This window comes from Cellulosimicrobium sp. NPDC030954 (genome assembly GCF_055571305.1).
In genome coordinates this window covers 349,600-371,454 of the sequence record NZ_JBVIFN010000004.1, presented here as the reverse complement: position 1 = coordinate 371,454, position 21,855 = coordinate 349,600, and the positions used below count along the sequence as shown (strand labels likewise).

Genomic DNA, 21,855 nt, shown 5'->3' with positions numbered 1-21,855 from the left:
CGCCCACGCCGTGTCAGTCAGCTCACCACGCCCCACACCCACAACCCGGACATTACCGGACACATGCCAAGAACATTCGCAGGACAGGGCCTAGACCGTCGGGCCCTTGCCCGGGTTGCCGCGGTCGCGACGGCGCAGGTAGCGCTCGAACTCGCGCGCGATCGCCTCGCCGCTCGCCTCGGGCAGCTCCGCGGTGTCCTTCGCCTCCTCGAGCTGCTGGACGTACTCCGCGATCTCGGCGTCCTCCGCGGCGAGCTCGTCGACGCCGTGCTGCCACGCCTCGGCGTCCTCGGGCAGATCCCCGAGCGGGATGGGCTCCGAGAGGAGCTCCTCGATGCGCGCGAGGATCGCCAGCGTCGCCTTGGGCGACGGCGGGTGCGCCACGTAGTGCGGCACGGCCGCCCACAGCGACACCGACTGCAGGCCCCGCTCGGCGGCGGCGTGCTGGAGCACCCCGACGATCCCCGTCGGCCCCTCGTACGTGCTCGGCTCGACGTCGAGCACCGCCTGGAGCCCGACGCTCTCCGACGTCGCCGTCATGGGGATGGGCCGCGTGTGCGGGACGTCGGCGAGCAGCGCGCCGAGCGTGACGACCGTGCGCACGTCGTGCTCCTCCGCGATGTCGAGCAGCTCGCGGCAGTACCGGCGCCACCGCATCGACGGCTCGATGCCGTGCACGAGCACGACCCGCCGCCCACCGGGCGACAGGGTCGCGGACGCGATCGTCGTCGTCGGCCACGTGATCTCGCGGAGCCCGTCGTCGTCCGTCGTGACGACGGGGCGGTTCACCTGGAAGTCGTGGTACTCCTCCGGGTCGAGCTCGTCGACGTCCTCGGCGCCCCACACCTCGTGCAGGTGCTGGAGCGCAGCCGTGGCGGCGCTCCCCGCGTCGTTCCAGCCCTCGAACGCCGCGATCATCACGGTCTGCCGGGTGCCCTCGGTCGCGTTCTCGGTCATCGCCCCAGCCTATGCGGCCGGGCCCGACGACGGCGGAGCGGGTTCGCGCGTGGCGTAGTCGGCGGGCAGGGGTACCTCGGGCGCGCGGCGCGCCCCTCGGTCCGGTGCGCCGTCCTGTCATTCCTCGGGACGAACCTCGTCGCGACGAGGTACGTCCCTGGTGGGACGTCGCCCCCGTGAGGGAGGATCGAGGATCGACGGGTGCCCTTCACCCTGTCCCACCCCGCCGCGGTGCTGCCCTTCGTGCGGGCCCCCTTCGTCCCTGCCGCCCTCGTGGCGGGGGCCGTCGCCCCCGACGTCCCGTACTTCGTCCGCGTGCCGCGGTCCGCGGACTCCTGGTACGAGCCGTTCGTCAACGCGACGACGACGCACCAGCCGCTCGGCGCGCTCGCCGTGGCCGTGCCGACCGCCGCGGTGCTCCTCGCGCTCTGGTCCGTCGTGCGCGCCCCGCTCCGCGCCCTCGTCGTCGGGCACGAGCGCGGGGACGTCCGCAGGAAGCCCGGGGGCGGCTCCTGGGGCGTCCGCGCGTGCTGGGGCGTCGTCTCGTTGGTGCTCGGTGTCGCGACGCACGTGCTGTGGGACGCGCTGACGGACGACGCCGGAGTCCTCGTCGAGCTCCTCGTGCCGGCGCGCGAGCCCGCGGCGACGGGGTGGGACGGCAGCCGTGTGCTGCAGCATGCGAGCACGGCGCTGGGACTCGGGGTGCTCGCGGTGTGGTCGTGGCGCCGGTTCGCCGCGTGGCGAGGCGACAGGGGTCGCCTGCGGCTCACCTCGGGCCGGGCGGCGATCGTCGCCGGGATCGTCGCGCTCGTCGTCGGGGTCACGGTCGCGGCCGCCGTGCGCGCGGGGCAGGACGAGCTCGCCGGGGTCGAGGGGGTCCTCACCGCGGTCGCGAAGGCTGCGGGGTCCACGCTCGCCGCAGGGGTGCTCGTGTACGCCGTCGCGTGGTGGTGCTGGGCCGGTCGACGGCGCTCGGCCACGATCACCGGCACGGAGCCGTGACGAGAACCCGCGCCGGGCGTACCGGCGTGGCGCGAGGGTCCGACGCGTACCGCAGGCCTGGGGCCGGGTCGATGAGCAGGGACCGTCCTGCGCGCGGCGTCCTGGCCGGGAGCGTGGTGCCCGACGATCGTGGCGGGAGGAGCGGCTAGGGTCGGGTGCTGCACGACGTGCTGCACCGTTCGGTTGGGAGTATGTGATGGCCGCCCCTCATGGCGAGATGAACGCAGGTCGCAAGACGTCTTCGAGCGTGGAGCTGCCTGATGCTGTCCTGTGGGACATGGACGGGACGCTCGTCGACACCGAGCCCTACTGGATCGCCGCGGAGCACGAGCTCGTCGAGGCGCACGGGGGCACGTGGACGCACGAGGACGCCATGTCGCTCGTGGGGAACCCGCTGCGCGAGTCCGCGCGGATCATCCGGGACCGTGGGGGAGTGGACCTGCCGGTCGACGAGATCGTCGCGTTCCTCCTGGGGCGGGTCGTCGAGCAGGTGCAGGCCGCGGTCCCGTGGCAGCCCGGCGCGCGCGAGCTGCTCACGGCGCTGCGCGAGACCGGCGTGCCGTGCGCGCTCGTCACGATGTCCTACCGCGAGCTCGCCGCACCCGTCGCGGAGCTCGCGCCGGACGACGCGTTCCAGGTGCTCGTGTGCGGCGACGAGGTCGAGCGCGGCAAGCCTGACCCCGAGCCCTACCTGCTCGCGGCCGAGCGGCTCGGCGTCGACGTCACGCGCTGCGTCGCCATCGAGGACTCGCCTGCCGGTATCGCCTCGGCCCGCGCGGCCGGCGCGGCGACGCTCGGCGTGCAGGCCGTGGTCCCCGTCCTGCCCGCGCCCGGCCTGAGCCGGACGCCGTCGCTCGAGCTCGTCGACCTCGACCTGCTCGCCCGGCTCGTCTCCGGCGAGGTCGTCGACCTCATGGACGACGACGCCGCCTAGCCTCGCGCGAGGCGCGCCGCGTCCCGGCGGTACATCGCGGCTTGGTCGTGGAGGTCCGGCCGAGCGGTGTCCCGGGCGTGCGCGTCCGTCCAGCCGGCGAGGTCGAGGAGACGTTCGTGCATCGTCGACAGCACGGCGGCGGGAGCCGGCGCGCGGTCGAGGCCGTAGCCGACGAGCAGCTCGGCGAGCCGCTCCTCGGGTGCGAGCCCGGGCGGGGCCGGCATGTCCTCGCACCAGCCGCACAACCGGTAGGCGAGGTAGGCGACGTCCCAGACCCGGGGCCCTGGTGACGCCATGTCGACGTCGATGAACCCGACGAGCGCGCCCCCCGCGCGGACCATGTTGTACGGCGCGGCGTCGTTGAGGCACACGACCTCCGCCGGCTCGCGCACGGGCGAGCGCCACACCGCCCCGGCGAGCGCGAAGCCGACGGTCGCGTCGTGCCACGCCCGCAGCATCGCGCCCGACTGGCGGAGCGTCGCGCGGTCCCAGAGCCAGTCCGGGAGCGGCCAGCCGCCGACCTCGCCCTCGGTCCAGGTCAGCACCTCGCGCCCGACCGCGTCGCGGCCGAGCGGCGCGGGGGCCACGGAGACCCCCTGGGCGCGGACCCAGGCGAGGAGCGCGTGGACCGTCGGCGTCCACGGCCCGGCCGTCCGCCGCACGGTGTCGCCGACGCGCACCACGGCGTTGACGTTCCCTCCGGTCAGCGGGACCTCGTCCTCGTCGTCGTCGTGAGCGTGCACGGCCCGATCATCGCACCCGCCGCCCGCCCGACGTCCGGGTCGGCGCGCGGAACGCATAGGCTCTCAGGGTGGACGGACCCGACCCCAGAGCCCCCCGCACGCCCGCACCGGCCGGCCCGCGCACGAAGGGCTGGGTCATCGGTCGCATCGTCGGCGCACCGGTCATCCTCACGCCGTCGTGGTTCCTGGCCGCCGCGATCCTCACCGTGCTCTTCGTCCCCACGGTGCGGCGGCTCGCGCCGCACCTGGGCAACGAGGTGTACCTCGTCTCGTTCGCGTTCGTGCTCCTGCTGTTCGCCTCCGTGTTCCTGCACGAGGTGGCGCACGCGCTCGTCGCGCGGGCCCGCGGGCAGCACGTCACCGAGCTCGCCGTCACGCTGTGGGGCGGGCACACCGCGTACTCGGGGACGTCCGCCCGCCCGCTCGACGGCTTCCTCATCTCCGTGGTCGGGCCCCTGACCAACCTGGCGCTCGCGGTCGTGTTCTGGGTGACGTTCCAGGCGCAGCCGACGTTCTCCGTGCCCGCGCTGCTCCTCTACGCCGGGGCGTTCTCCAACGCGTTCGTCGGGTTCTTCAACCTCCTGCCGGGCCTGCCGCTCGACGGCGGGCAGATCCTCGAGTCGGCCGTGTGGGCCGCGACGGGCTCGCGTACCAGGGGCACGGTCGCGGCGGGCTGGGTCGGGCGCGCGGTCGCCGTCGGCGTCGTCGCGTGGGCCCTGGTGTGGCCGCTGACGGTCGGACGCCAGCCCGACCTGTGGACCGTCGCCTGGGCCGCGCTCATCGGCGCGTTCCTCTGGAGCGGCGCCGGGCAGGCGATCACCGCGGGCCGGACGCGCGAGGCGGTCTCCGGGCTCTCCGTGCGCGGCCTCGCGCGGCCCGCCGTCGCGGTGCCCTCCACGGCGACGGTCGGTGCCGTGGGACGGGCGGTGGCGCTCGCGGGCGGGCCGCACGTCCTCGCCGTGCTCGTCGACGGGACGGGCCGGCCCGTGGGATACGCGGACCCCGGGGCCGCCGCGGCCGTGCCGCCCGACGCCGCCGAGGCCACGCCCGTGGGCGCCGTCGCCGTGCCGCTGCCCGCGGGCGCGACGATCGACGCGCACCTCCAGGGTCAGGACATGCTCGGCGCCCTGGCACGCGTCGGGCGGGACGGCGCCGTCGTCGTCGTGACCGACGGCGGACGCGTCGTCGGGGCGCTCGAGGTCGCGCGGGTCGTGGCGGCTCTGCGGGACGCGCAGCGCGGTCGCTGACCGCGTCCGGCCCGTAGGATGGTCGCCCGTGACCTCCGAGCCCGCCGCCACGCCCGGCCCCCAGACGACGCCCTCCGGACCGGAGGACACCGCCGCGCCCGCGCCCGCGGCCGCCGCCCCGGACCGCCCCGGCGCGACCGGCGCCGACGAGCGCCGCGGGCCCCTGCGCGTGGGTGACAAGGTCCAGCTCACCGACCCGCGCGGACGCCTGCACACGATCACGCTCGCGCCGGGCGCGACGTTCCACACGCACAAGGGCTACCTGCGCCACGACGACCTCATCGGGCAGCCCGAGGGGAGCGTCGTCCGCAACACGGCCGAGATCGAGTACCTCGCGCTGCGCCCGCTGCTCGCGGACTACGTGCTGTCCATGCCGCGCGGGGCCGCGGTGGTCTACCCCAAGGACGCGGGGCAGATCGTCGCGATGGCGGACATCTTCCCCGGCGCGCGCGTCGTCGAGGCGGGCGTCGGCTCGGGCGCGCTGACGATGTCGCTCCTGCGCGCCGTCGGGGACGCGGGCGAGCTGCACTCGATCGAGCGCCGCGAGGACTTCGCGGCCATCGCGCGCGGCAACGTCGAGACCTTCTTCGGCGGCGCGCACCCTGCCTGGACGCTGTCCGTGGGCGACCTCGCGGACGTGTTGCCCACCGTCACCGGGGACGGCACGGTCGACCGCGTCGTCCTCGACATGCTCGCCCCGTGGGAGAACCTCGACGTCGTCGCCCGCGCGCTCGTCCCCGGCGGCGTGCTGGTCTGCTACGTCGCCACCACGACGCAGCTCTCGCGCCTCGCGGAGGACCTGCGCGCCGACGGGCGCTACGCCGAGCCGGTCGCGTGGGAGTCCATGGTGCGGGGCTGGCACCTCGAGGGCCTCGCGGTGCGCCCGCAGCACCGCATGATCGGGCACACGGGCTTCCTGCTCACCGCGCGCCGTCTGGCCGACGGCGTCGCGCCGCCCGAGCGCAAGCGCCGCCCGGCCAAGGGTGCGTACCCGACCGACGCCGAGCAGTGGTCGCCCGAGGAGCTCGGCGAACGCCCGGTGTCGGAGAAGAAGATCCGCCGCGTGCGGCGCGACGTCGGCCAGGGGCCGGAGCAGCCCGACCTCCAGGGCTCGGAGCAGGTCCCCGGGCACGGCGCCGAGCAGGGCGAGCACCCGTCCGGCGTGTCGGGTCCGTGACGGTCCGGTAACGATCGGGACCCGGTCGTCTCACCCTGGGTGTCGTCGGTGTGCACGGGCCAGAATTGTGCCTAAGGTCGACACCCGACCGCCGGACGGTGGTCGGCACGGGTCCTCCCGCGGGTCCGTCGTCCGCCGTCCACCACGCGGTCGGGCGAGCCGCCGGCGAGAGGGGACACCCCATGAGCGAGACATTCGGCCGTAGCGACGAGGCCCCGCAGAGCAGCGCGCGCGAGCTCGCGCTGCTGTCCGCGAAGAACGAGAGGCTCGCCGAGGCGCTCCGTGCCGCGCGCGACCAGATCCTCGACCTCAAGCGGCAGATCGACGACCTCGCCAAGCCCCCCGGCACGTACGCGGTGTTCCTCGCCGCGCACCCGGACGGGTCGGTCGACGTGTCCGCCGCCGGGCGCAAGATGCACGTCGGCGCCAGCCCGAGCCTCGACGTGGAGCGGCTGCGCCCCGGCCAGGAGGTCAAGCTCAACGAGGCGATGACCGTCGTCGCGGCGGGCGGGTACGAGCGCACGGGCGAGATCGTCACCGCCAAGGAGATCCTCGACGCCGACCGCGTGCTCGTCGTGGGTCGCGCCGACGAGGAGCGTGTCGTGCGCCTCGCCGGCTCGGTCGCGCACGCGTCGTTGCGCGTCGGGGACTCGCTGACGATCGACACGCGCAGCGGCTTCGTGTTCGAGGTGATCCCCAAGTCCGAGGTCGAGGAGCTCGTCCTCGAGGAGGTCCCCGACATCGAGTACGAGGACATCGGTGGCCTCGGCCCGCAGATCGAGCAGATCCGCGACGCCGTGGAGCTCCCGTTCACGCACCCCGACCTGTTCCGCGAGCACGGGCTGCACCCGCCCAAGGGCGTCCTCCTGTACGGCCCGCCCGGGTGCGGCAAGACGCTCATCGCCAAGGCGGTCGCGAACTCGCTCGCGCACACAGTCGCGCGGGCGCGCGGGGAGCAGGTCGAGGCCGGCTCGGGCGCGGCGCGCAGCTACTTCCTCAACGTCAAGGGTCCCGAGCTGCTCAACAAGTACGTGGGCGAGACCGAGCGGCACATCCGCCTGATCTTCGCCCGCGCCCGGGAGAAGGCGTCCCAGGGCACCCCGGTCGTCGTGTTCTTCGACGAGATGGAGTCGCTGTTCCGCACGCGCGGCACCGGCCTGTCGTCCGACGTCGAGACGACGATCGTTCCCCAGCTGCTCGCCGAGATCGACGGCGTCGAGCGGCTCGACAACGTCATCGTCATCGGCGCGTCGAACCGCGAGGACATGATCGACCCCGCGATCCTGCGACCCGGTCGCCTCGACGTGAAGATCAAGATCGAGCGGCCGGACGCGGAGGGCGCGAAGGAGATCTTCGCCAAGTACCTCACCGAGGACCTGCCGATCCACGCCGCCGACCTCGCCGAGCACGGCGGCAACCAGCGCGAGGCCCTCGACGCGATGATCCGGTCCGTGGTCGAGCGCATGTACTCCGAGGAGGACGAGAACCAGTTCCTCGAGGTCACCTACGCGAGCGGCGACAAGGAGGTCCTGTACTTCAAGGACTTCAACTCCGGCGCGATGATCCAGAACGTCGTCGACCGGGCCAAGAAGTCCGCGATCAAGGACTTCCTCGCCACCGGCCAGCGCGGCATCCGCGTCGACCACCTGCTCTCCGCCTGCGTGGACGAGTTCAAGGAGAACGAGGACCTGCCCAACACGACCAACCCCGACGACTGGGCACGCATCAGCGGCAAGAAGGGCGAGCGCATCGTCTTCATCCGCACGATCGTCCAGAAGAAGGGCGAGGGCGGCTCCCCGCGCACCATCGACACGGTCACCAACACCGGCCAGTACCTGTAGGACCATCCGACCGACGCCCCGAGACCCCGTCGGGTCGGCGACCTGCTCGCGCGGGCCGTCGCACCGGCGGGGTCTCGCCGCTGCGTGGGAGGGGGCCGTCGTCGGTGGACAGGGACCGCGCGCCGTCGGAGGACCGACATAGGGTGAGCGCGTGAGCGTTCGACGGGTCATGGGGATCGAGACCGAGTACGGCGTCCTGCAGCCGGGGAAGCCGATGGCGAACCCGATGCTCCTGTCGAGCCAGGTCGTCACCACCTACCGGGCGCTCGCCGCGCGGAGCGACGGCGCGCGCGGCCGGGCCCGCTGGGACTACGACGACGAGGACCCGCTGCAGGACGCGCGGGGGTTCCACGTGCCGCGCGCGTCGGCGCACCCGTCGTTGCTCACCGACGACCCGACCCGGCCCGCCCCCTCCGGGCCGGTGGCGGAGCCCGCCGGGGAAGAGGTGCCCGCGGGCTCGCTGCAGGAGGTCGCGCGGCCCACGACGGAGGAGTACGACGACCCGAGCGCTGCGAACGTCATCCTCACGAACGGTGCCCGGCTCTACGTCGACCACGCGCACCCGGAGTACTCCTCGCCCGAGGTCACGGTGCCGCACGACGTCGTGTGCTGGGACGTGGCGGGGGAGCGCGTCATGCTCGCGGCGTCGCGCGAGCTGGACCAGGTCCCCGGCGGGTCCGTCGTGCTGTACAAGAACAACGTCGACGGCAAGGGCGCGAGCTACGGCACGCACGAGAACTTCCTCGTGGACCGCGACGTCCCGTTCGGGGTGCTCGTGGAGATGCTCACGCCGTTCCTGGTGACCCGGCAGGTGTTCGCCGGCTCGGGGCGCGTCGGCCTCGGCCCCGCGGGCGAGGAGCACGGGTTCCAGATCTCCCAGCGCGCGGACTACGTCGAGGCGGAGGTCGGGCTGGAGACGACGCTGCGCCGCCCGATCGTCAACACGCGCGACGAGCCGCACGCCGACCGGCAGCGCTGGCGCCGCCTGCACCTCATCATCGGCGACGCGAGCATGCTCGAGACCGCGACCTATCTCAAGACGGGCACGACGTCGCTCGTGCTGTTCGTCGTCGAGCACCTCGAGGAGCTGGGGCCGCAGGTGCGGTCGCGGCTTTCGGGCCTGCGGCTGGCGGACCCGGTGGCCGACGTGCAGCGGGTCAGCCGCGACCTGGACCTCACGCGGCGGCTCACCCTCGCCGACGGGCGCGAGCTGACCGCGCTGGAGGTCCAGCGCGAGTACCTCGAGGTGGCGGCGCAGGCGTCGGAGCGGCTCGCCGGGGCTGACGGCGTCGACGCGCCCACGCGCGACGTGCTCGCCCGATGGGCCTCCGTGCTCGACCGTCTCGGGACGGACCGTGCCGCGTGCGCGCGCGACGTCGAGTGGGTCGCCAAGCTGCGCCTCCTCGACCGGCTGCGCGAGCGCGACGGTCTCGAGTGGGGCCACCCGCGGCTCGCGGCGATGGACCTGCAGTGGTCGGACGTGCGCCCGGAGCGCGGCATCTACCACCGGCTCCTCGCGGCGGGCGCGGTCGACCGGGTCGTCACCGAGCGCGAGGTCGGCGCCGCCGTGCACCACGCCCCGGAGGACACGCGCGCGTTCTTCCGCGGCGAGGTGATGGCGCGCTACGGCGACCAGGTCTCCGCCGCGAGCTGGGACTCCGTGATCTTCGACGTCCAGGGCGCGCCGTCGCTCCAGCGGGTCCCGATGATGGACCCGCTGCGGGGGACGCGCGCGCACATCGGCGCGCTGCTCGACGCGAGCCCGGACGCGGCGGCGCTCCTGGCGGGTCTGGCGGGCCCGTCGTGAGCCGCGGCGACTAGGCTGGACGTACGACGGCGCCCCGCCCCTCGCGGAACGGGCGCCGCGTGCGAGCAGGGCCGGGAAGGGCGCGAGCCCCGACCGGGTTGGAACGGACAGAGCGTCGGCGCGGCACCGGGCCGACGGACGAGGAGGCAGCCATGGCGGGTACCGAACGCACCCACGCGTCGCACGAGGACCGGCGTCCCGACGACGAGCCCGAGGGCCCCGAGGTCCCGGTCGCGCCGCAGGCGCAGTCGCGCGACGCGGAGGTCGACGCGCTCCTCGAGGAGATCGACGAGGTGCTGGAGACGAACGCGGAGTCCTTCGTCCGGGGCTTCGTCCAGAAGGGCGGCGAGTAGGAAGGGTGACGGCAACCCGATGAGCACGGACCAGCCAGGGCGCCTGCCCGACGCGTTCACGACCCCCGGGTCGTCGTCCTTCCTGGACTTCCTGTCCGGGCACGCCCCCGACCTGCTGCCGTCGCACCGCGCCGCCGGGCACGCGTCCGCGGGCGCGGCACCCGACGCGCCCCACGCGACGACGATCGTGGCGCTCACGTTCGGCGCCGAGGGCGTCGCGGGCGGCGTCGTCATGGCGGGCGACCGTCGCGCGACGATGGGCTCGATGATCGCGAACCGCGAGATCGAGAAGGTCTTCCCGGCGGACGAGTTCTCGGCGGTCGGGATCGCGGGGACCGCGGGCATCGCGGTCGAGCTCGTGCGCCTGTTCCAGCTCGAGCTCGAGCACTACGAGAAGATCGAGGGCGCCCTGCTCTCGCTGGACGGCAAGGCGAACCGCCTGTCCACGATGATCCGGCAGAACCTCGGCCTCGCCATGCAGGGCCTCGCCGTGGTCCCGCTGTTCGCCGGGTTCGACCTCGACCGGGCCACGGGCCGCATCTTCTCCTACGACGTGACCGGCGGCCGGTACGAGGAGCGCGCCTACCACTCGGTGGGCTCCGGGTCCGTGTTCGCGCGGAGCTCGCTCAAGAAGCTCTGGCGCACCGAGCTCGACCGGGACGCGTCCGTGCGCGTCGCGGTCGAGGCCCTGTACGACGCGGCGGACGACGACTCCGCCACCGGTGGACCCGACCCGGTGCGCCGGATCTGGCCCGTCGTCGCGGTCGTGACCCGGGACGGCTACGAGCGCGTCCCGGACGACGAGCTCGCGGCCGTCGTCGAGCAGATCGTCGCCGAGCGGTCCGGCACGGGCGTGCCGCGCCGCAGCCCCGCGGTGACGAACGCCGAGGCGGTCCCGCACGACCAGCCGCACGACCTGTCGCAGGGCCCCGCGTCGGGAGGTGACGCCGAGTGAACATGCCCTTCTACGTCTCGCCCGAGCAGCTCATGAAGGACCGGGCGGACTTCGCGCGCAAGGGCATCGCGCGCGGCCGGTCCGTCGTGGTCCTCGCCTACGAGGACGGGATCGCGTTCGCCACGGAGAACCCGTCGCGCGCGCTGCACAAGATCTCGGAGATCTACGACCGCATCGCGTTCGCGGCGGTGGGCAAGTACAACGAGTTCGAGAACCTGCGGGTCGCGGGGGTGCGCTACGCGGACCTGCGCGGCTACTCGTACGACCGCACCGACGTCAACGCCCGCGGGCTCGCGAACGCCTACGCCCAGACCCTGGGTACGGTGTTCACCACGGAGTCCAAGCCCCTCGAGGTCGAGCTCGTCGTCGCGGAGGTCGGGCGCACCGCGGCGCAGGACCAGCTCTACCGGATCTCCTACGACGGGTCGGTCGCGGACGAGCAGGGCGTCGTCGTCATGGGCGGGCAGGCCGACCAGCTCGGCCGCGTGCTCCAGGACGCGTGGCAGCCGGGCCTGGCGCTGGCCGAGGTCCTGCGCCTCGCGGTGCGCGCGCTCGGGTCGGGCGGTGACGGCGAGGAGGCGCGGACCATCCCGGCCACGCAGCTCGAGGTGGCCGTCCTGGACCGCACGCGCCCGCGGCGCGCCTTCCGGCGGCTGTCCGGGCAGGCCCTCGAGGACCTGCTCGCGGACGACGCGACCGGCACCGGTCCCGCGACGGACGAGGGGTAGGACCGCATGGACCGCAGGATCTTCGGGCTGGAGACGGAGTACGGCGTGACGTGCGCGTCCGACGACGGCCGCGGGCTGTCGGCGGACGAGGTGGCGCGCTACCTGTTCCGCAAGGTGGTCGCGTGGGGCAGGTCGTCCAACGTGTTCCTGCGCAACGGGTCGCGCCTGTACCTCGACGTCGGCTCGCACCCCGAGTACGCGACGGCGGAGTGCGACGACGTGCACCAGCTCGTCGCGTACGACCGCGGCGGGGAGCGGATCCTGGAGGGTCTGGTCGCGGACGCGCAGCAGCGCCTCGAGCACGAGGGGCTGCCCGGCCGCATCCACCTGTTCAAGAACAACACCGACTCGGCGGGCAACTCCTACGGCTGCCACGAGAACTACCTCGTGCGGCGCCAGGGCGACTTCTCGCGCCTGTCCGACGTGCTCGTCCCGTTCCTCATCACCCGTCAGGTGCTCACGGGCGCGGGCAAGGTCCTCACGACGCCGCGCGGCGCGGTCTACTGCCTGTCGCAGCGCGCCGACCACATCTGGGAGGCGGTCTCCAGCGCGACGACCCGGTCGCGCCCGATCATCAACACGCGCGACGAACCGCACGCCGACGCCGAGAGCTACCGGCGGCTGCACGTCATCGTCGGCGACTCGTCCATGGCGGAGACGACGACGATGCTCAAGGTCGGCACGACCGACCTCATCCTGCGCATGGTCGAGGCGGGCGTGCCCATGCGCGACCTCGCGCTCGAGAACCCGATCCGGTCGATCCGCGAGATCAGCCACGACATGACGGGCAAGCAGCCGGTCCAGCTCGCGAGCGGACGGACCGTCACGGCGATCGACCTGCAGGGCGAGTACCTGCAGCGGGTCAAGGAGTTCGTCGAGCAGGACGTCGCGCCCACGCCCGTCGTCAAGCAGGTCCTCGACCTGTGGGAGCGTGGCCTGCGCGCGCTCGAGACCGGCGACCTCTCGCTGGTCGACCGCGAGCTCGACTGGGTCATCAAGTACCGGCTGATCCAGCGGTACCAGGCCAAGCACGGGCTCGAGCTCGACGACCCGCGGATCGCGCGCCTGGACCTCGCGTACCACGACATCTCGCGCACCGAGGGGCTGTACAACCTCCTGGCCGCGCGCGGGATGGTCGAGCGCGTCACGACGGACCTCGAGGTGTTCGAGTCGACGGCGGTCCCGCCGCAGACGACGCGCGCCAAGCTGCGCGGCGACTTCGTGCGCGCCGCCCAGGAGGCACGCCGGGACTACACGGTCGACTGGGTGCACCTCAAGCTCAACGACCAGGCGCAGCGCACGGTCCTGTGCAAGGACCCGTTCCGGAACGTCGACGAGCGCGTGGAGCGCCTCATCGAGTCGATGTGATGCGGGACGTGATGTGACGAACCTGGTTCCTCCGACCGGGCGCCCCGTGCCGGGCTCCCGGTCCGCTCGTCGTCGTGCGCCCGGCGCCCGGGCGGCGCTCGCGCTGCTCGTGGCGTTCGTCGCCTCGGTCGTCCTCGCCGCCTGCACGGAGCCCGAGGACGCGACGCCGACGCCGCTGAACACCGACCTCACGGTCGCCGGTTCCTCGGGTGCGCCCCCGGAGCTGCAGTACCGCGCCCCGCTCGACGTGCCGGAGGCGACGTCGGAGGTGGTGTGGCCGGGCGCCGGGGCCGAGCTCGTCGACGGCGGCCCGCTCCTGCTCAACCTCTACGCGCAGGACGTGAGCGACGGGACGGTGCTGCAGAACACCTACACCGACGCCCCGCGCTGGCGCACGCTGACGGACGAGTCGATCGGGCGGGACCTGCGCGACCTCCTGCGCGGCCAGCGGGTGGGCGCGCGCCTCCTGCGGCTCGAGGAGGACGACGGCGTCCCCGTCGCGCTGGTCGTGGACGTGCTCCCGACCCGGGCGTCGGGCGAGGCGGTCGCGCCGGTCGAGGGCCTGCCGACCGTCACGCTCGCCGAGGACGGCGCGCCGAACGTCGCCGTCCCGCCCGAGACGGCCGCGCCGGGCGGGCTCGTCGTGCAGCCGCTGATCCGCGGCGACGGCCGCCAGGTCGAGGTCGGCCAGGTCGTCACGGTCCGGTACACGGGCGTGCGCTGGTCCGACGGCGAGGTCTTCGACACGACCTGGGCCGACGGCACCGCGCCCCTGTCGATCATGATCGGGATCGGCGAGGTCATCGAGGGGTGGGAGCAGGGCCTCCTGGAGCAGTCGGTCGGGAGCCAGGTGCTGCTCGTCGTTCCGCCGGACCTCGCCTACGGCGAGACGGCCAACCCGCTCGCGGGCGAGACGCTCGTCTACGTCGTGGACATCCTCGACGCCCAGTTCCCGGTGACCGCCGAGGAGGCCGCCGAGGGCGGCACCGACGGCGCCGGTACCGACACGACCGGCGACGCGCCGGCCGACCAAGGAGAGTCCTCATGACCGTCGCGATCCGTGTGATCCCGTGCCTCGACGTCGACGCGGGGCGCGTCGTCAAGGGCGTGAACTTCGAGAACCTGCGCGACGCGGGCGACCCCGTGGAGCTCGCCTCGCGGTACGACGCCGAGGGTGCCGACGAGCTGACGTTCCTCGACGTCTCGGCGTCGTCGGGGAACCGCGAGACGACGTACGACGTCGTGCGGCGCACTGCGGAGCAGGTCTTCGTGCCCCTCACGGTCGGCGGCGGCGTGCGCTCGGCGGAGGACGTGGACCGTCTCCTGCGCGCGGGCGCGGACAAGGTCGGCGTGAACACCGCGGCGATCGCCCGGCCGGAGCTCATCGCGGAGATCGCGGACCGCTTCGGCAGCCAGGTGCTGGTCCTGTCCGTCGACGCGCGCCGCACGACGGGCGACGTGCGCACCGACTCCGGGTACGAGGTCACGACCCACGGCGGGCGCCGGGGGACGGGCATCGACGCCGTGGAGTGGGCCGCCCGCGCCGCGGGGCTCGGGGCGGGCGAGATCCTGCTCAACTCCATGGACGCGGACGGCACGACCGCGGGCTTCGACCTCGAGATGCTCGGGGCGGTGCGCTCCGAGGTCCGGGTCCCGCTCGTCGCGAGCGGCGGTGCGGGGACGCCCGAGCACTTCGTGGCCGCGGCGCGCGCCGGGGCCGACGCGGTGCTCGCGGCGAGCGTCTTCCACTTCGGCGCCCTCACGGTCGCCCAGGTCAAGGACGCGATGCGCGCGCAGGGCGTCGAGGTGCGCTGAGGCCGTCTCGTGGGGCGGAGGGCCGGCTCCGTCGTCGCGGTCGGCAGAATTCCGTCGGGGCGCGTCAGGGGCGCATGAGAAGATCGTGCAACCCCTGAACGAAAGACGAGGACCGTCCCGTGCCCGGCAGCAGGACGCGCCCCACCGGCGCCGACGCCCCGCCCGCCCCGACCGACCTGCCGGCCTCGACGGACCGGCCCGACCCGCCCCGGGACCTGCTCCCCGACGAGCCGACCGTCCGGCGCCCCCACGCCCTGACCGGGTCGCGGGTGCGCCGGTCGCTGGCCCTCATGGGCCGCGGCATCCGCGACGAGCCGCGCACCTACGCCCTGGCGATCGGGTCGTCCGCGCTCTTCGGCGCGCTCACCGTCGCCGTGAGCAGCGCGATCGGCACCGCGACCGACGAGGTCGTCGTCCCCGCGATCGCGGGCGACGCGGCCGCGCGCGGCCGCATCTGGGTCGCGGGCCTGGTCCTCGCCGGCATCGCGGTCTCCCTCGCGGTGAGCGTGGCCGCGCGTCGCATCTTCGCGGGCAACGGGTACGCCGCGCTCCAGGCGTGGCACCGCACCGCGGTGACGCGCCAGTACCTGCGCCTGCCCATGTCGTGGCACCGCTCGCACCCCGCCGGGCAGCTCCTGTCCAACGCGAACTCCGACGTCGAGGCGGCGACGGGCGTGTTCAACCCGCTCCCGTTCGCGCTCGGTGTCGTCGTCATGATCGGCGTCGCCGCCGTGATGCTGTTCCGCGTGGACGTGTGGCTCGCGTGCGCGGCACTGATCGTCATCCCGCTCGCGATCGCCGTGAACATCGTCTTCCAGCGCTACATGTCGCCCGCGATCACGCGCGCGCAGCAGCTCCGGGCCGAGGTCTCGGACGTCGCGCACGAGAGCTTCGAGGCGGCGCTGCTCGTCACGTCGCTCGGGACCGCGGACCGCGAGGAGCGGCGCTTCGCCGAGCGCACCGACGAGCTGCGCGCCGCGAACGTACGCGTCGGGGTCGTCCGGGCGTTCTTCGACCCGGTCATCGAGCTGCTGCCGTCGCTCGGTACGCTCCTCGTCCTGGCCGTCGGGACCGTCCGGCTCACCTCGGGCGGCGTCGCGGCGGGTGACATCGTCACCGCCGCCTACCTCCTCACGATCATGGCCGTCCCCGTCCGGGCGTTCGGGTGGGTGCTGGGCGAGCTCCCGCGCGCCCTCGTCGGGTACGAGCGCATCAGCCGCGTCGTCGACGCGGGCGGCGTGCTGCGCCCCGGGACCGGCGGGCTCCCCGGCGGGGGCTCGGGGCTGGGCGTCCGCCTCGAGGGCGTCGGCGTGGACGTCCGCGCGGGCGGTCGGGCGATCACCCTGCTCGACGGGGTCGACCTCGAGGTCGACCCCGGGACCACGGTCGCGGTCGTCGGCCCGACGGGTGCGGGCAAGACGACGCTCGTGTCGCTGCTCGCCCGGCTCTCGGACCCGACGCGCGGTCGGGTGCTGCTCGACGAGACGGACGTGCGCGACGTGCGCGAGGCCGACCTGACGTCCCAGGTCGCCCTCGTGGCGCAGCAGGCTTTCGTCTTCGAAGACTCCGTGCGGGCGAACGTCACGCTCGTCGACGACGGCGACGCGGGCCCGGACGACGACCAGGTCTGGGAGGCGCTGCGCCTGGCGCGCGTGGACGACGTCGTCGCGCGCCTGCCGGAGGGCCTCGACGCGCCGCTGGGGGAGCGCGGGGCGAACGTGTCCGGCGGCCAGCGCCAGCGGCTCGCCATCGCGCGCGCCCTCGTGCGCCGTCCGCGCCTGCTCGTCCTGGACGACGCGACGTCCGCGGTCGACCCGCGCGTCGAGCAGCAGATCCTCGCGGGCCTCGCCCGCGAGGGGGCCGACCGCCCGACCGTCGTCATGGTGGCCTACCGCATGTCGAGCGTCGCGCTCGCAGACGTCGTCGTGCACGTCGAGTCCGGCCGCGTGGTCGACGTCGGGACGCACGAAGAGCTCCTCGCGCGCGACCGGGGCTACCGCGAGCTCGCGACGGCCTACGCCCGCGAGGCGGAGCGGCGCGAGCAGGAGCGCGCGGACGCCACCGACGCGACCGCGCTGGAGGCGGCCGAGAAGGACGACGCGAGCCGGGGCGACGACCTCGCGCGTCGGGAGGAGAGCGAGGAGGACGACGTCGTGCGGCACGTCGAGACGGGGGCGCTGGAGGAATGAGCCGGACCACCACCACGGAGCGTTCCGCGACCGGGAGCGCGGCCCCCGCGCCCGGAGGCACGCCGGGCCGGGCGGCCGAGGCCCGCATCGCCGCGGCGAGCTCGCTCGGCGTCCTCGCCACCCTGCGCCGCGGCGTCCAGGTCTCGCCGCAGATCCTCGACGGGATCTGGATCACTCTCGGCCTCGCGGTCGCCGCCGCGCTGGGTCGCGTCGTCGTGCCGGTGACGGTCCAGCAGACCGTGGACACCGGCGTGCTCGCCGACGGCGGTCCGGACACGACGCGCGTGGCCGTGCTGGTCGGCGTCGCCGCGGTCGTCATCGTCCTCGCGGGCCTCTGCTCGGCCTTCGTCAACGTCCGGCTGTTCCGGTCGACGGAGGCGGGGCTCGCCGGCCTGCGGGTCGGGGCGTTCCGGCACGTGCACGACCTCTCGGTCCTCACCCAGAACACCGAGCGTCGCGGGTCGCTCGTCTCGCGCGTCACGAGCGACGTCGACACCATCTCGCTCTTCGTGCAGTGGGGCGGCATCATGCTGCTCGTCTCGGTGCTGCAGATCGGCGTCGCGACAGTCCTCATGGCCGTCTACTCGTGGCAGCTCACGCTCGTGGTCTGGGCGTGCTTCGTCCCGCTGTTCCTCGTCCTGCGCCCCGCGCAGGCCCGGGTCAACGACGCCTACACGCAGGTCCGGGCGCGCGTCGGCGGGATGCTCGGCGCCATCTCCGAGTCGATCGTGGGCGCGGAGACGATCCGCGCCTACGGTGCGGGCGCGCGCACCGCGCGCCGCATCGACGCCGCCGTCGACGCGACGCGGCGGGCGATGGTCCGGGCGCAGAAGCTCGTCGCCGTCGTCTTCTCGAGCGGGGTGCTCGTCGCGAACCTCGTGCTCGCCGTCGTCGTGGTGGTCGGCTCGTACCTCGGGGTGGCCGGCGACATCTCGGTCGGCCAGCTCCTCGCCTTCCTCTTCCTCGTCCAGCTCTTCACGGGCCCCGTGCAGATGGCGACCGAGATCCTCAACGAGCTCCAGAACGCCGTCGCCGGCTGGCGCCGCGTGCTCGCGGTGCTGGAGACGCCCGTCGAGGTCGTCGACAAGGGCGCCGACGGCGAGCGCAGCCCCCGCGGACCTGCGCACGTGCGGCTCGAGGGCGTCCGGTTCGCCTACCCCGACGGGCCCGAGGTGCTGCACGGCGTCGACCTCGACCTCCCGGCCCGGGCCTCGGTCGCCGTCGTCGGGGCCACCGGGTCCGGCAAGACGACGATCGCCAAGCTCGTCACCCGGCTCATGGACCCGACCGCGGGCCGCGTGCTGCTCGACGGCACCGACCTGCGCGACCTCGCCGTCGAGTCCCTGCGCGAGCGCGTCGTGCTCGTGCCGCAGGAGGGCTTCCTCTTCGACGGCACGCTCGCCGACAACGTCGCCTACGGGCTGCGGGGCGACGCCGAGCAGGAGCCCGACGCCGCGCGCCGTGCCCGGATCGAGGCCGCCGTAGAACGGCTCGGGCTCACCGACTGGGTCGCGGACCTGCCCGACGGGCTCGACTCCCCGGTCGGCCAGCGCGGCGAGTCGCTCTCGGCCGGGGAGCGGCAGCTCGTCGCGCTGGTGCGGGCCTACCTCGCCGAGGCCGACCTGCTCGTCCTCGACGAGGCGACGTCCGCCGTCGACCCCGGGACCGAGGTCCGCATCGCCCGCGCCCTCGCTTCGCTCACCGCGGGCCGCTCGACGCTGACCATCGCGCACCGACTCTCAACCGCCGAGGCCGCGGACCTCGTCGTCGTGGTGGACGCGGGCCACGTCGTCGAGGTCGGCCACCACGACGACCTCGCCCGCGCAGGCGGCGTCTACGCCCGCATGCACGACGCCTGGGTCTCGCAGACCCGCTGAGCCGCCCGTCGCCGGGACGGGGCGCTCCGGGGCGGCCGCGGGTCGGGGGACGAGACCACGCCCCGGCCCGACCGTGGGCGAGGCGAGACGGCGGACCGGGGAGGGCGCGGCGTCTGGCAGGATTCTCGGGTGCCCGACTCCACGACCGGCCCGCAGCCCACGACCGACCTCTCGCTCGACCCCGAGATCGCCGCGCGGCTCAAGCGCGACGACGCCGGGCTGGTCGCCGCGATCGTCCAGCAGCACGACTCGGGCGACGTGCTCATGCTCGGCTGGATGGACGACGAGGCGCTGCGCCGGACGCTGACGACCGGGCGCGTGACGTTCTGGAGCCGGTCCCGGCAGGAGTACTGGCGCAAGGGCGACACGTCGGGCCACGTGCAGGTCGTGCGCTCGGTCGCCCTCGACTGCGACGGCGACGCGCTGCTCGTGCGCGTCCACCAGGTCGGGGCCGCGTGCCACACCGGCACGCGCACGTGCTTCGAGGCCGGGGGAGACCTGGGCGCCGTCGTCGGCGACCTGCCGCCCGGCGCCGTCGACCCCTCGACCACGCCCGACCCCGATCCTGAGGAGGAGAACCAGTGAGCGCGACCGTCGACCCGGCCGAGACCACCACCGTCCCCGCGGGCGGTCCCGCGTGGGGCGAGACGTGGCCCGTGCTCGACGGCTTCCGCGCGCTGGCCACGTCGCGACGCGTGGTCCCGGTCGTCCGGCGCCTGCTCGCCGACGACGTGACGCCCGTCGGCCTGTACCGCACGCTCGCGCAGGGGCGGCCGGGCACGTTCGTCCTGGAGTCCGCCGAGTCGGACGGCCGCTGGGCGCGGTACTCGTTCGTCGGCGTCGCGTCCCGCGCGACGCTCACGGCGCGCGGCGGCCGCGCGGTCTGGTCCGGCGACGTGCCGGCGGGCGTCCCGCTCGAGGGGGACGTCGTGGACGTGCTGGAGGCGACGCTCGACGTGCTGCGCACGCCGGCCGTCGAAGGCCTCCCGCCGCTCACGGGCGGCCTCGCGGGCGCGATCGGCTGGGACGTGATCCGGCACTGGGAGCCGACCCTGCCCGCGGACGCACCGGACGAGCTGGGCGTGCCCGAGCTGACGCTGTGCCTCGCGACGGACCTCGCGGTCGTCGACCACGCGGAGGGCAGCGTGTGGCTCGTCGCCAACGCGATCAACTTCGACGACACGGACGAGCGCGTCGACGAGGCGTACGCGGACGCCGTCGCACGGCTGGACGCGATGCAGGACCGGCTCGTCGCCGGGGGCGCGCACGTCGCGTCCGTCCTCGCTCCGGACGTCGCCGAGCCCGAGCTCGAGTTCCGCTCGACGCGCGACGAGTTCGAGGCGGCCGTCGTCGCGGGCAAGGACGCGATCCGCGAGGGCGAGGTGTTCCAGGTGGTGCTGTCCCAACGCCTGGACCTCGACTGCCCTGCGGACCCGCTCGACGTGTACCGCGCGCTGCGGACGATCAACCCGAGCCCGTACATGTACTACTTCCAGCTCACGGACGCGGACGGGCGGGACTTCGCGGTCGTCGGGTCCAGCCCGGAGACCCTCGTGAAGGTCGACGACGGGCGCGTCACGACGTTCCCGATCGCCGGTTCCCGTCCCCGCGGCGCCACGCCCGAGGAGGACGTGGCACTGGGCGAGGAGCTCCTGCAGGACCCGAAGGAGCTCGCCGAGCACATCATGCTCGTGGACCTGTCGCGCAACGACCTCGTGAAGGTGTGCGAGCCGACGTCCGTCGAGGTCGTGGAGTTCATGGCGACCAAGCGGTTCAGCCACATCATGCACCTGTGCTCGACGGTCGTCGGGACGCTGCGCGACGGCGCGACCGCGCTGGACGCCTTCCGGGCGACGTTCCCGGCCGGGACGCTCTCCGGCGCGCCCAAGCCGCGGGCGATCGCCCTCATCGACGAGCTCGAGCCGGCGTCGCGCGGGATCTACGGTGGGACCGCGGGGTACTTCGACTTCGACGGGAACATGGACATGGCCATCGCGATCCGGACCGCGCTCATCCGCGACGGCCGGGCGAGCGTCCAGGCCGGCGGCGGCATCGTCGCGGACTCGGTGCCGGCGCTGGAGTACGCGGAGTCGCGCAACAAGGCAGCGGCCGCGGTCCGGGCCGTCCAGGTCGCCGCGCGGCTGCGGGGGCTGGCATGAGCCGGCCGGCCGGGCCGAGCCGGCGTACCGCGATCTGGGTCCTGCTCCTGCTCGGCGGCGCGACCCTCGCGACGGCGGTACCGACGTGGCTGAGCACGACCGGCGCGACGGCGCTCGACCCGGAGGTCGAGGTCGCCGTCGCCGGGACGTCGGCGGCGCCGGGGGTGAGCGCGTCGGCGCTCGTGCTCGTCGCCGCCGCGCTCGCGCTCGGGCTCGTCGGCCGCGTCGGCCGGTGGGTCGTGCTCGCGGTCGCCGCGGCGAGCGGTGTCGTCGCGACCGTCTCCGCGCTCGGCGTCGCGCTCGACCCGGGGCCGAGCGCCCGGTCGGCCGTCGCGGACGCGACGGGCGTCACGGAGCTCACCGCGCCCGTCGAGCTGACCGTCGCGCCTTGGCTCGCCGCGGCCCTCGGCGTCCTCACGGTGCTCGCGGTGGTGTGGGTCGCGCTCGGCTCGCGGTCGTGGGCGGGCGCCTCGACCCGGCACGAGCGCGCGGCGCCCCCGGTGCCCCCGAGCGCTCCGGCGCCGTCCGCGACGGGTCCCGAGGACCGTCCGGACGCCGCGGCGAGGACCGCGGAGCCCTCCGCGCCCGACGACCTCTCCGACCACGACGCGTGGGACGCGCTGTCCCGCGGCGAGGACCCCACGGACCGCTGAGCAGCGCGGACGCCCGTCCTTGCCCTCGCGGCCCGCGACCGCGCGGGGGA

General features: G+C 74.4%; 19 protein-coding genes. 17 read left to right on the top strand and 2 right to left on the bottom strand.

Translation table 11 applies throughout. The features are described 5' to 3' along the window. Positions 1-90: 90 nt before the first annotated feature. Positions 91-957, bottom strand: coding sequence for a PAC2 family protein (locus ACZ402_RS11505; protein ID WP_253049744.1), 867 nt, complete (start codon positions 955-957; stop codon positions 91-93). Between the two features lie 201 nt (positions 958-1,158). On the opposite strand from ACZ402_RS11505, the gene ACZ402_RS11500 reads away from it, so the two are divergent. Next, entirely contained in the window at positions 1,159-1,959 is an 801-nt protein-coding gene (locus tag ACZ402_RS11500; RefSeq protein WP_375823801.1) for a DUF4184 family protein, read from the top strand. 247 nt (positions 1,960-2,206) lie between these two features. Beyond that, on the top strand, positions 2,207-2,893 hold the full coding sequence (locus tag ACZ402_RS11495; RefSeq protein WP_375823800.1) for an HAD family hydrolase: 687 nt from the start codon (positions 2,207-2,209) through the stop codon (positions 2,891-2,893). Here the strand turns inward: ACZ402_RS11495 and ACZ402_RS11490 are convergent. Continuing rightward, the gene (locus ACZ402_RS11490) at positions 2,890-3,636 is read right to left on the bottom strand and encodes a phosphotransferase (protein WP_375823799.1); all 747 of its coding nucleotides are present in this window, start codon (positions 3,634-3,636) and stop codon (positions 2,890-2,892) included. The genes ACZ402_RS11495 and ACZ402_RS11490 overlap by 4 nt on opposite strands. A 68-nt stretch (positions 3,637-3,704) precedes the next feature. Between ACZ402_RS11490 and ACZ402_RS11485 the strand changes: the two genes are divergently transcribed. The 15 genes from ACZ402_RS11485 (at position 3,705) to ACZ402_RS11415 (ending at position 21,805) form a co-directional block, all read left to right on the top strand. Next, a complete protein-coding gene (locus ACZ402_RS11485) occupies positions 3,705-4,883 on the top strand; it encodes a site-2 protease family protein (RefSeq protein WP_375823798.1) in 1,179 nt (392 codons plus the stop codon). Between the two features lie 169 nt (positions 4,884-5,052). Beyond that, on the top strand, positions 5,053-6,060 hold the full coding sequence (locus tag ACZ402_RS11480) for a tRNA (adenine-N1)-methyltransferase (protein WP_375823820.1): 1,008 nt from the start codon (positions 5,053-5,055) through the stop codon (positions 6,058-6,060). A gap of 182 nt (positions 6,061-6,242) precedes the next feature. Beyond that, positions 6,243-7,901: a proteasome ATPase gene (gene arc / locus ACZ402_RS11475; RefSeq protein WP_375823797.1), complete on the top strand. Its 1,659-nt coding sequence runs from the start codon at positions 6,243-6,245 to the stop codon at positions 7,899-7,901. Between the two features lie 169 nt (positions 7,902-8,070). Further along, the gene (gene dop / locus ACZ402_RS11470; protein WP_375823819.1) at positions 8,071-9,708 is read left to right on the top strand and encodes a depupylase/deamidase Dop; all 1,638 of its coding nucleotides are present in this window, start codon (positions 8,071-8,073) and stop codon (positions 9,706-9,708) included. 152 nt (positions 9,709-9,860) lie between these two features. Continuing rightward, complete coding sequence (locus ACZ402_RS11465; protein ID WP_047232853.1) at positions 9,861-10,061, top strand: ubiquitin-like protein Pup; 201 nt, start codon at positions 9,861-9,863, stop codon at positions 10,059-10,061. A gap of 19 nt (positions 10,062-10,080) precedes the next feature. Beyond that, positions 10,081-11,016 carry a proteasome subunit beta gene (prcB, locus tag ACZ402_RS11460; RefSeq protein WP_375823796.1) on the top strand — a complete coding sequence of 312 codons (936 nt, stop codon included), beginning with the start codon at positions 10,081-10,083 and terminating at the stop codon, positions 11,014-11,016. Beyond that, complete coding sequence (prcA, locus tag ACZ402_RS11455) at positions 11,013-11,744, top strand: proteasome subunit alpha (protein ID WP_375823795.1); 732 nt, start codon at positions 11,013-11,015, stop codon at positions 11,742-11,744. Before prcB ends, prcA begins: the two co-directional genes overlap by 4 nt. 6 nt (positions 11,745-11,750) lie before the next feature. Next, positions 11,751-13,112, top strand: coding sequence for a Pup--protein ligase (pafA, locus tag ACZ402_RS11450; protein WP_375823794.1), 1,362 nt, complete (start codon positions 11,751-11,753; stop codon positions 13,110-13,112). A gap of 46 nt (positions 13,113-13,158) precedes the next feature. Continuing rightward, positions 13,159-14,160, top strand: coding sequence for an FKBP-type peptidyl-prolyl cis-trans isomerase (locus ACZ402_RS11445; RefSeq protein WP_375823793.1), 1,002 nt, complete (start codon positions 13,159-13,161; stop codon positions 14,158-14,160). After that, entirely contained in the window at positions 14,157-14,927 is a 771-nt protein-coding gene (gene hisF, locus ACZ402_RS11440) for an imidazole glycerol phosphate synthase subunit HisF (RefSeq protein ID WP_375823791.1), read from the top strand. The genes ACZ402_RS11445 and hisF overlap by 4 nt, the downstream gene beginning before the upstream one ends. 290 nt (positions 14,928-15,217) lie before the next feature. Then, a complete protein-coding gene (locus ACZ402_RS11435) occupies positions 15,218-17,116 on the top strand; it encodes an ABC transporter ATP-binding protein (protein ID WP_375823818.1) in 1,899 nt (632 codons plus the stop codon). Further along, positions 17,113-18,993, top strand: coding sequence for an ABC transporter ATP-binding protein (locus ACZ402_RS11430; protein WP_375823789.1), 1,881 nt, complete (start codon positions 17,113-17,115; stop codon positions 18,991-18,993). The genes ACZ402_RS11435 and ACZ402_RS11430 overlap by 4 nt, the downstream gene beginning before the upstream one ends. Positions 18,994-19,122: 129 nt before the next feature. Then, positions 19,123-19,578 (top strand): phosphoribosyl-AMP cyclohydrolase, encoded by a 456-nt coding sequence (gene hisI / locus ACZ402_RS11425; RefSeq protein ID WP_375823788.1) that lies wholly within the window; start codon positions 19,123-19,125, stop codon positions 19,576-19,578. Next, entirely contained in the window at positions 19,575-21,152 is a 1,578-nt protein-coding gene (locus tag ACZ402_RS11420) for an anthranilate synthase component I (RefSeq protein ID WP_375823786.1), read from the top strand. Before hisI ends, ACZ402_RS11420 begins: the two co-directional genes overlap by 4 nt. After that, positions 21,149-21,805 (top strand): Trp biosynthesis-associated membrane protein, encoded by a 657-nt coding sequence (locus ACZ402_RS11415; RefSeq protein ID WP_375823785.1) that lies wholly within the window; start codon positions 21,149-21,151, stop codon positions 21,803-21,805. The genes ACZ402_RS11420 and ACZ402_RS11415 overlap by 4 nt, the downstream gene beginning before the upstream one ends. The last annotated feature ends 50 nt before the right edge of the window (positions 21,806-21,855 follow it).

What these genes read in the sequence shown, in the direction of transcription:
- ACZ402_RS11505 (WP_253049744.1), bottom strand. Translation starts at nt 957, where the DNA reads ATGACCGAGAACGCGACCGAGGGCACCCGGCAGACCGTGATGATCGCG.
- arc (WP_375823797.1), top strand. Translation starts at nt 6,243, where the DNA reads ATGAGCGAGACATTCGGCCGTAGCGACGAGGCCCCGCAGAGCAGCGCG.
- dop (WP_375823819.1), top strand. Translation starts at nt 8,071, where the DNA reads ATGGGGATCGAGACCGAGTACGGCGTCCTGCAGCCGGGGAAGCCGATG.
- ACZ402_RS11465 (WP_047232853.1), top strand. Translation starts at nt 9,861, where the DNA reads ATGGCGGGTACCGAACGCACCCACGCGTCGCACGAGGACCGGCGTCCC.
- prcB (WP_375823796.1), top strand. Translation starts at nt 10,081, where the DNA reads ATGAGCACGGACCAGCCAGGGCGCCTGCCCGACGCGTTCACGACCCCC.
- pafA (WP_375823794.1), top strand. Translation starts at nt 11,751, where the DNA reads ATGGACCGCAGGATCTTCGGGCTGGAGACGGAGTACGGCGTGACGTGC.
- hisF (WP_375823791.1), top strand. Translation starts at nt 14,157, where the DNA reads ATGACCGTCGCGATCCGTGTGATCCCGTGCCTCGACGTCGACGCGGGG.
- ACZ402_RS11435 (WP_375823818.1), top strand. Translation starts at nt 15,218, where the DNA reads ATGGGCCGCGGCATCCGCGACGAGCCGCGCACCTACGCCCTGGCGATC.
- ACZ402_RS11430 (WP_375823789.1), top strand. Translation starts at nt 17,113, where the DNA reads ATGAGCCGGACCACCACCACGGAGCGTTCCGCGACCGGGAGCGCGGCC.
- ACZ402_RS11415 (WP_375823785.1), top strand. Translation starts at nt 21,149, where the DNA reads ATGAGCCGGCCGGCCGGGCCGAGCCGGCGTACCGCGATCTGGGTCCTG.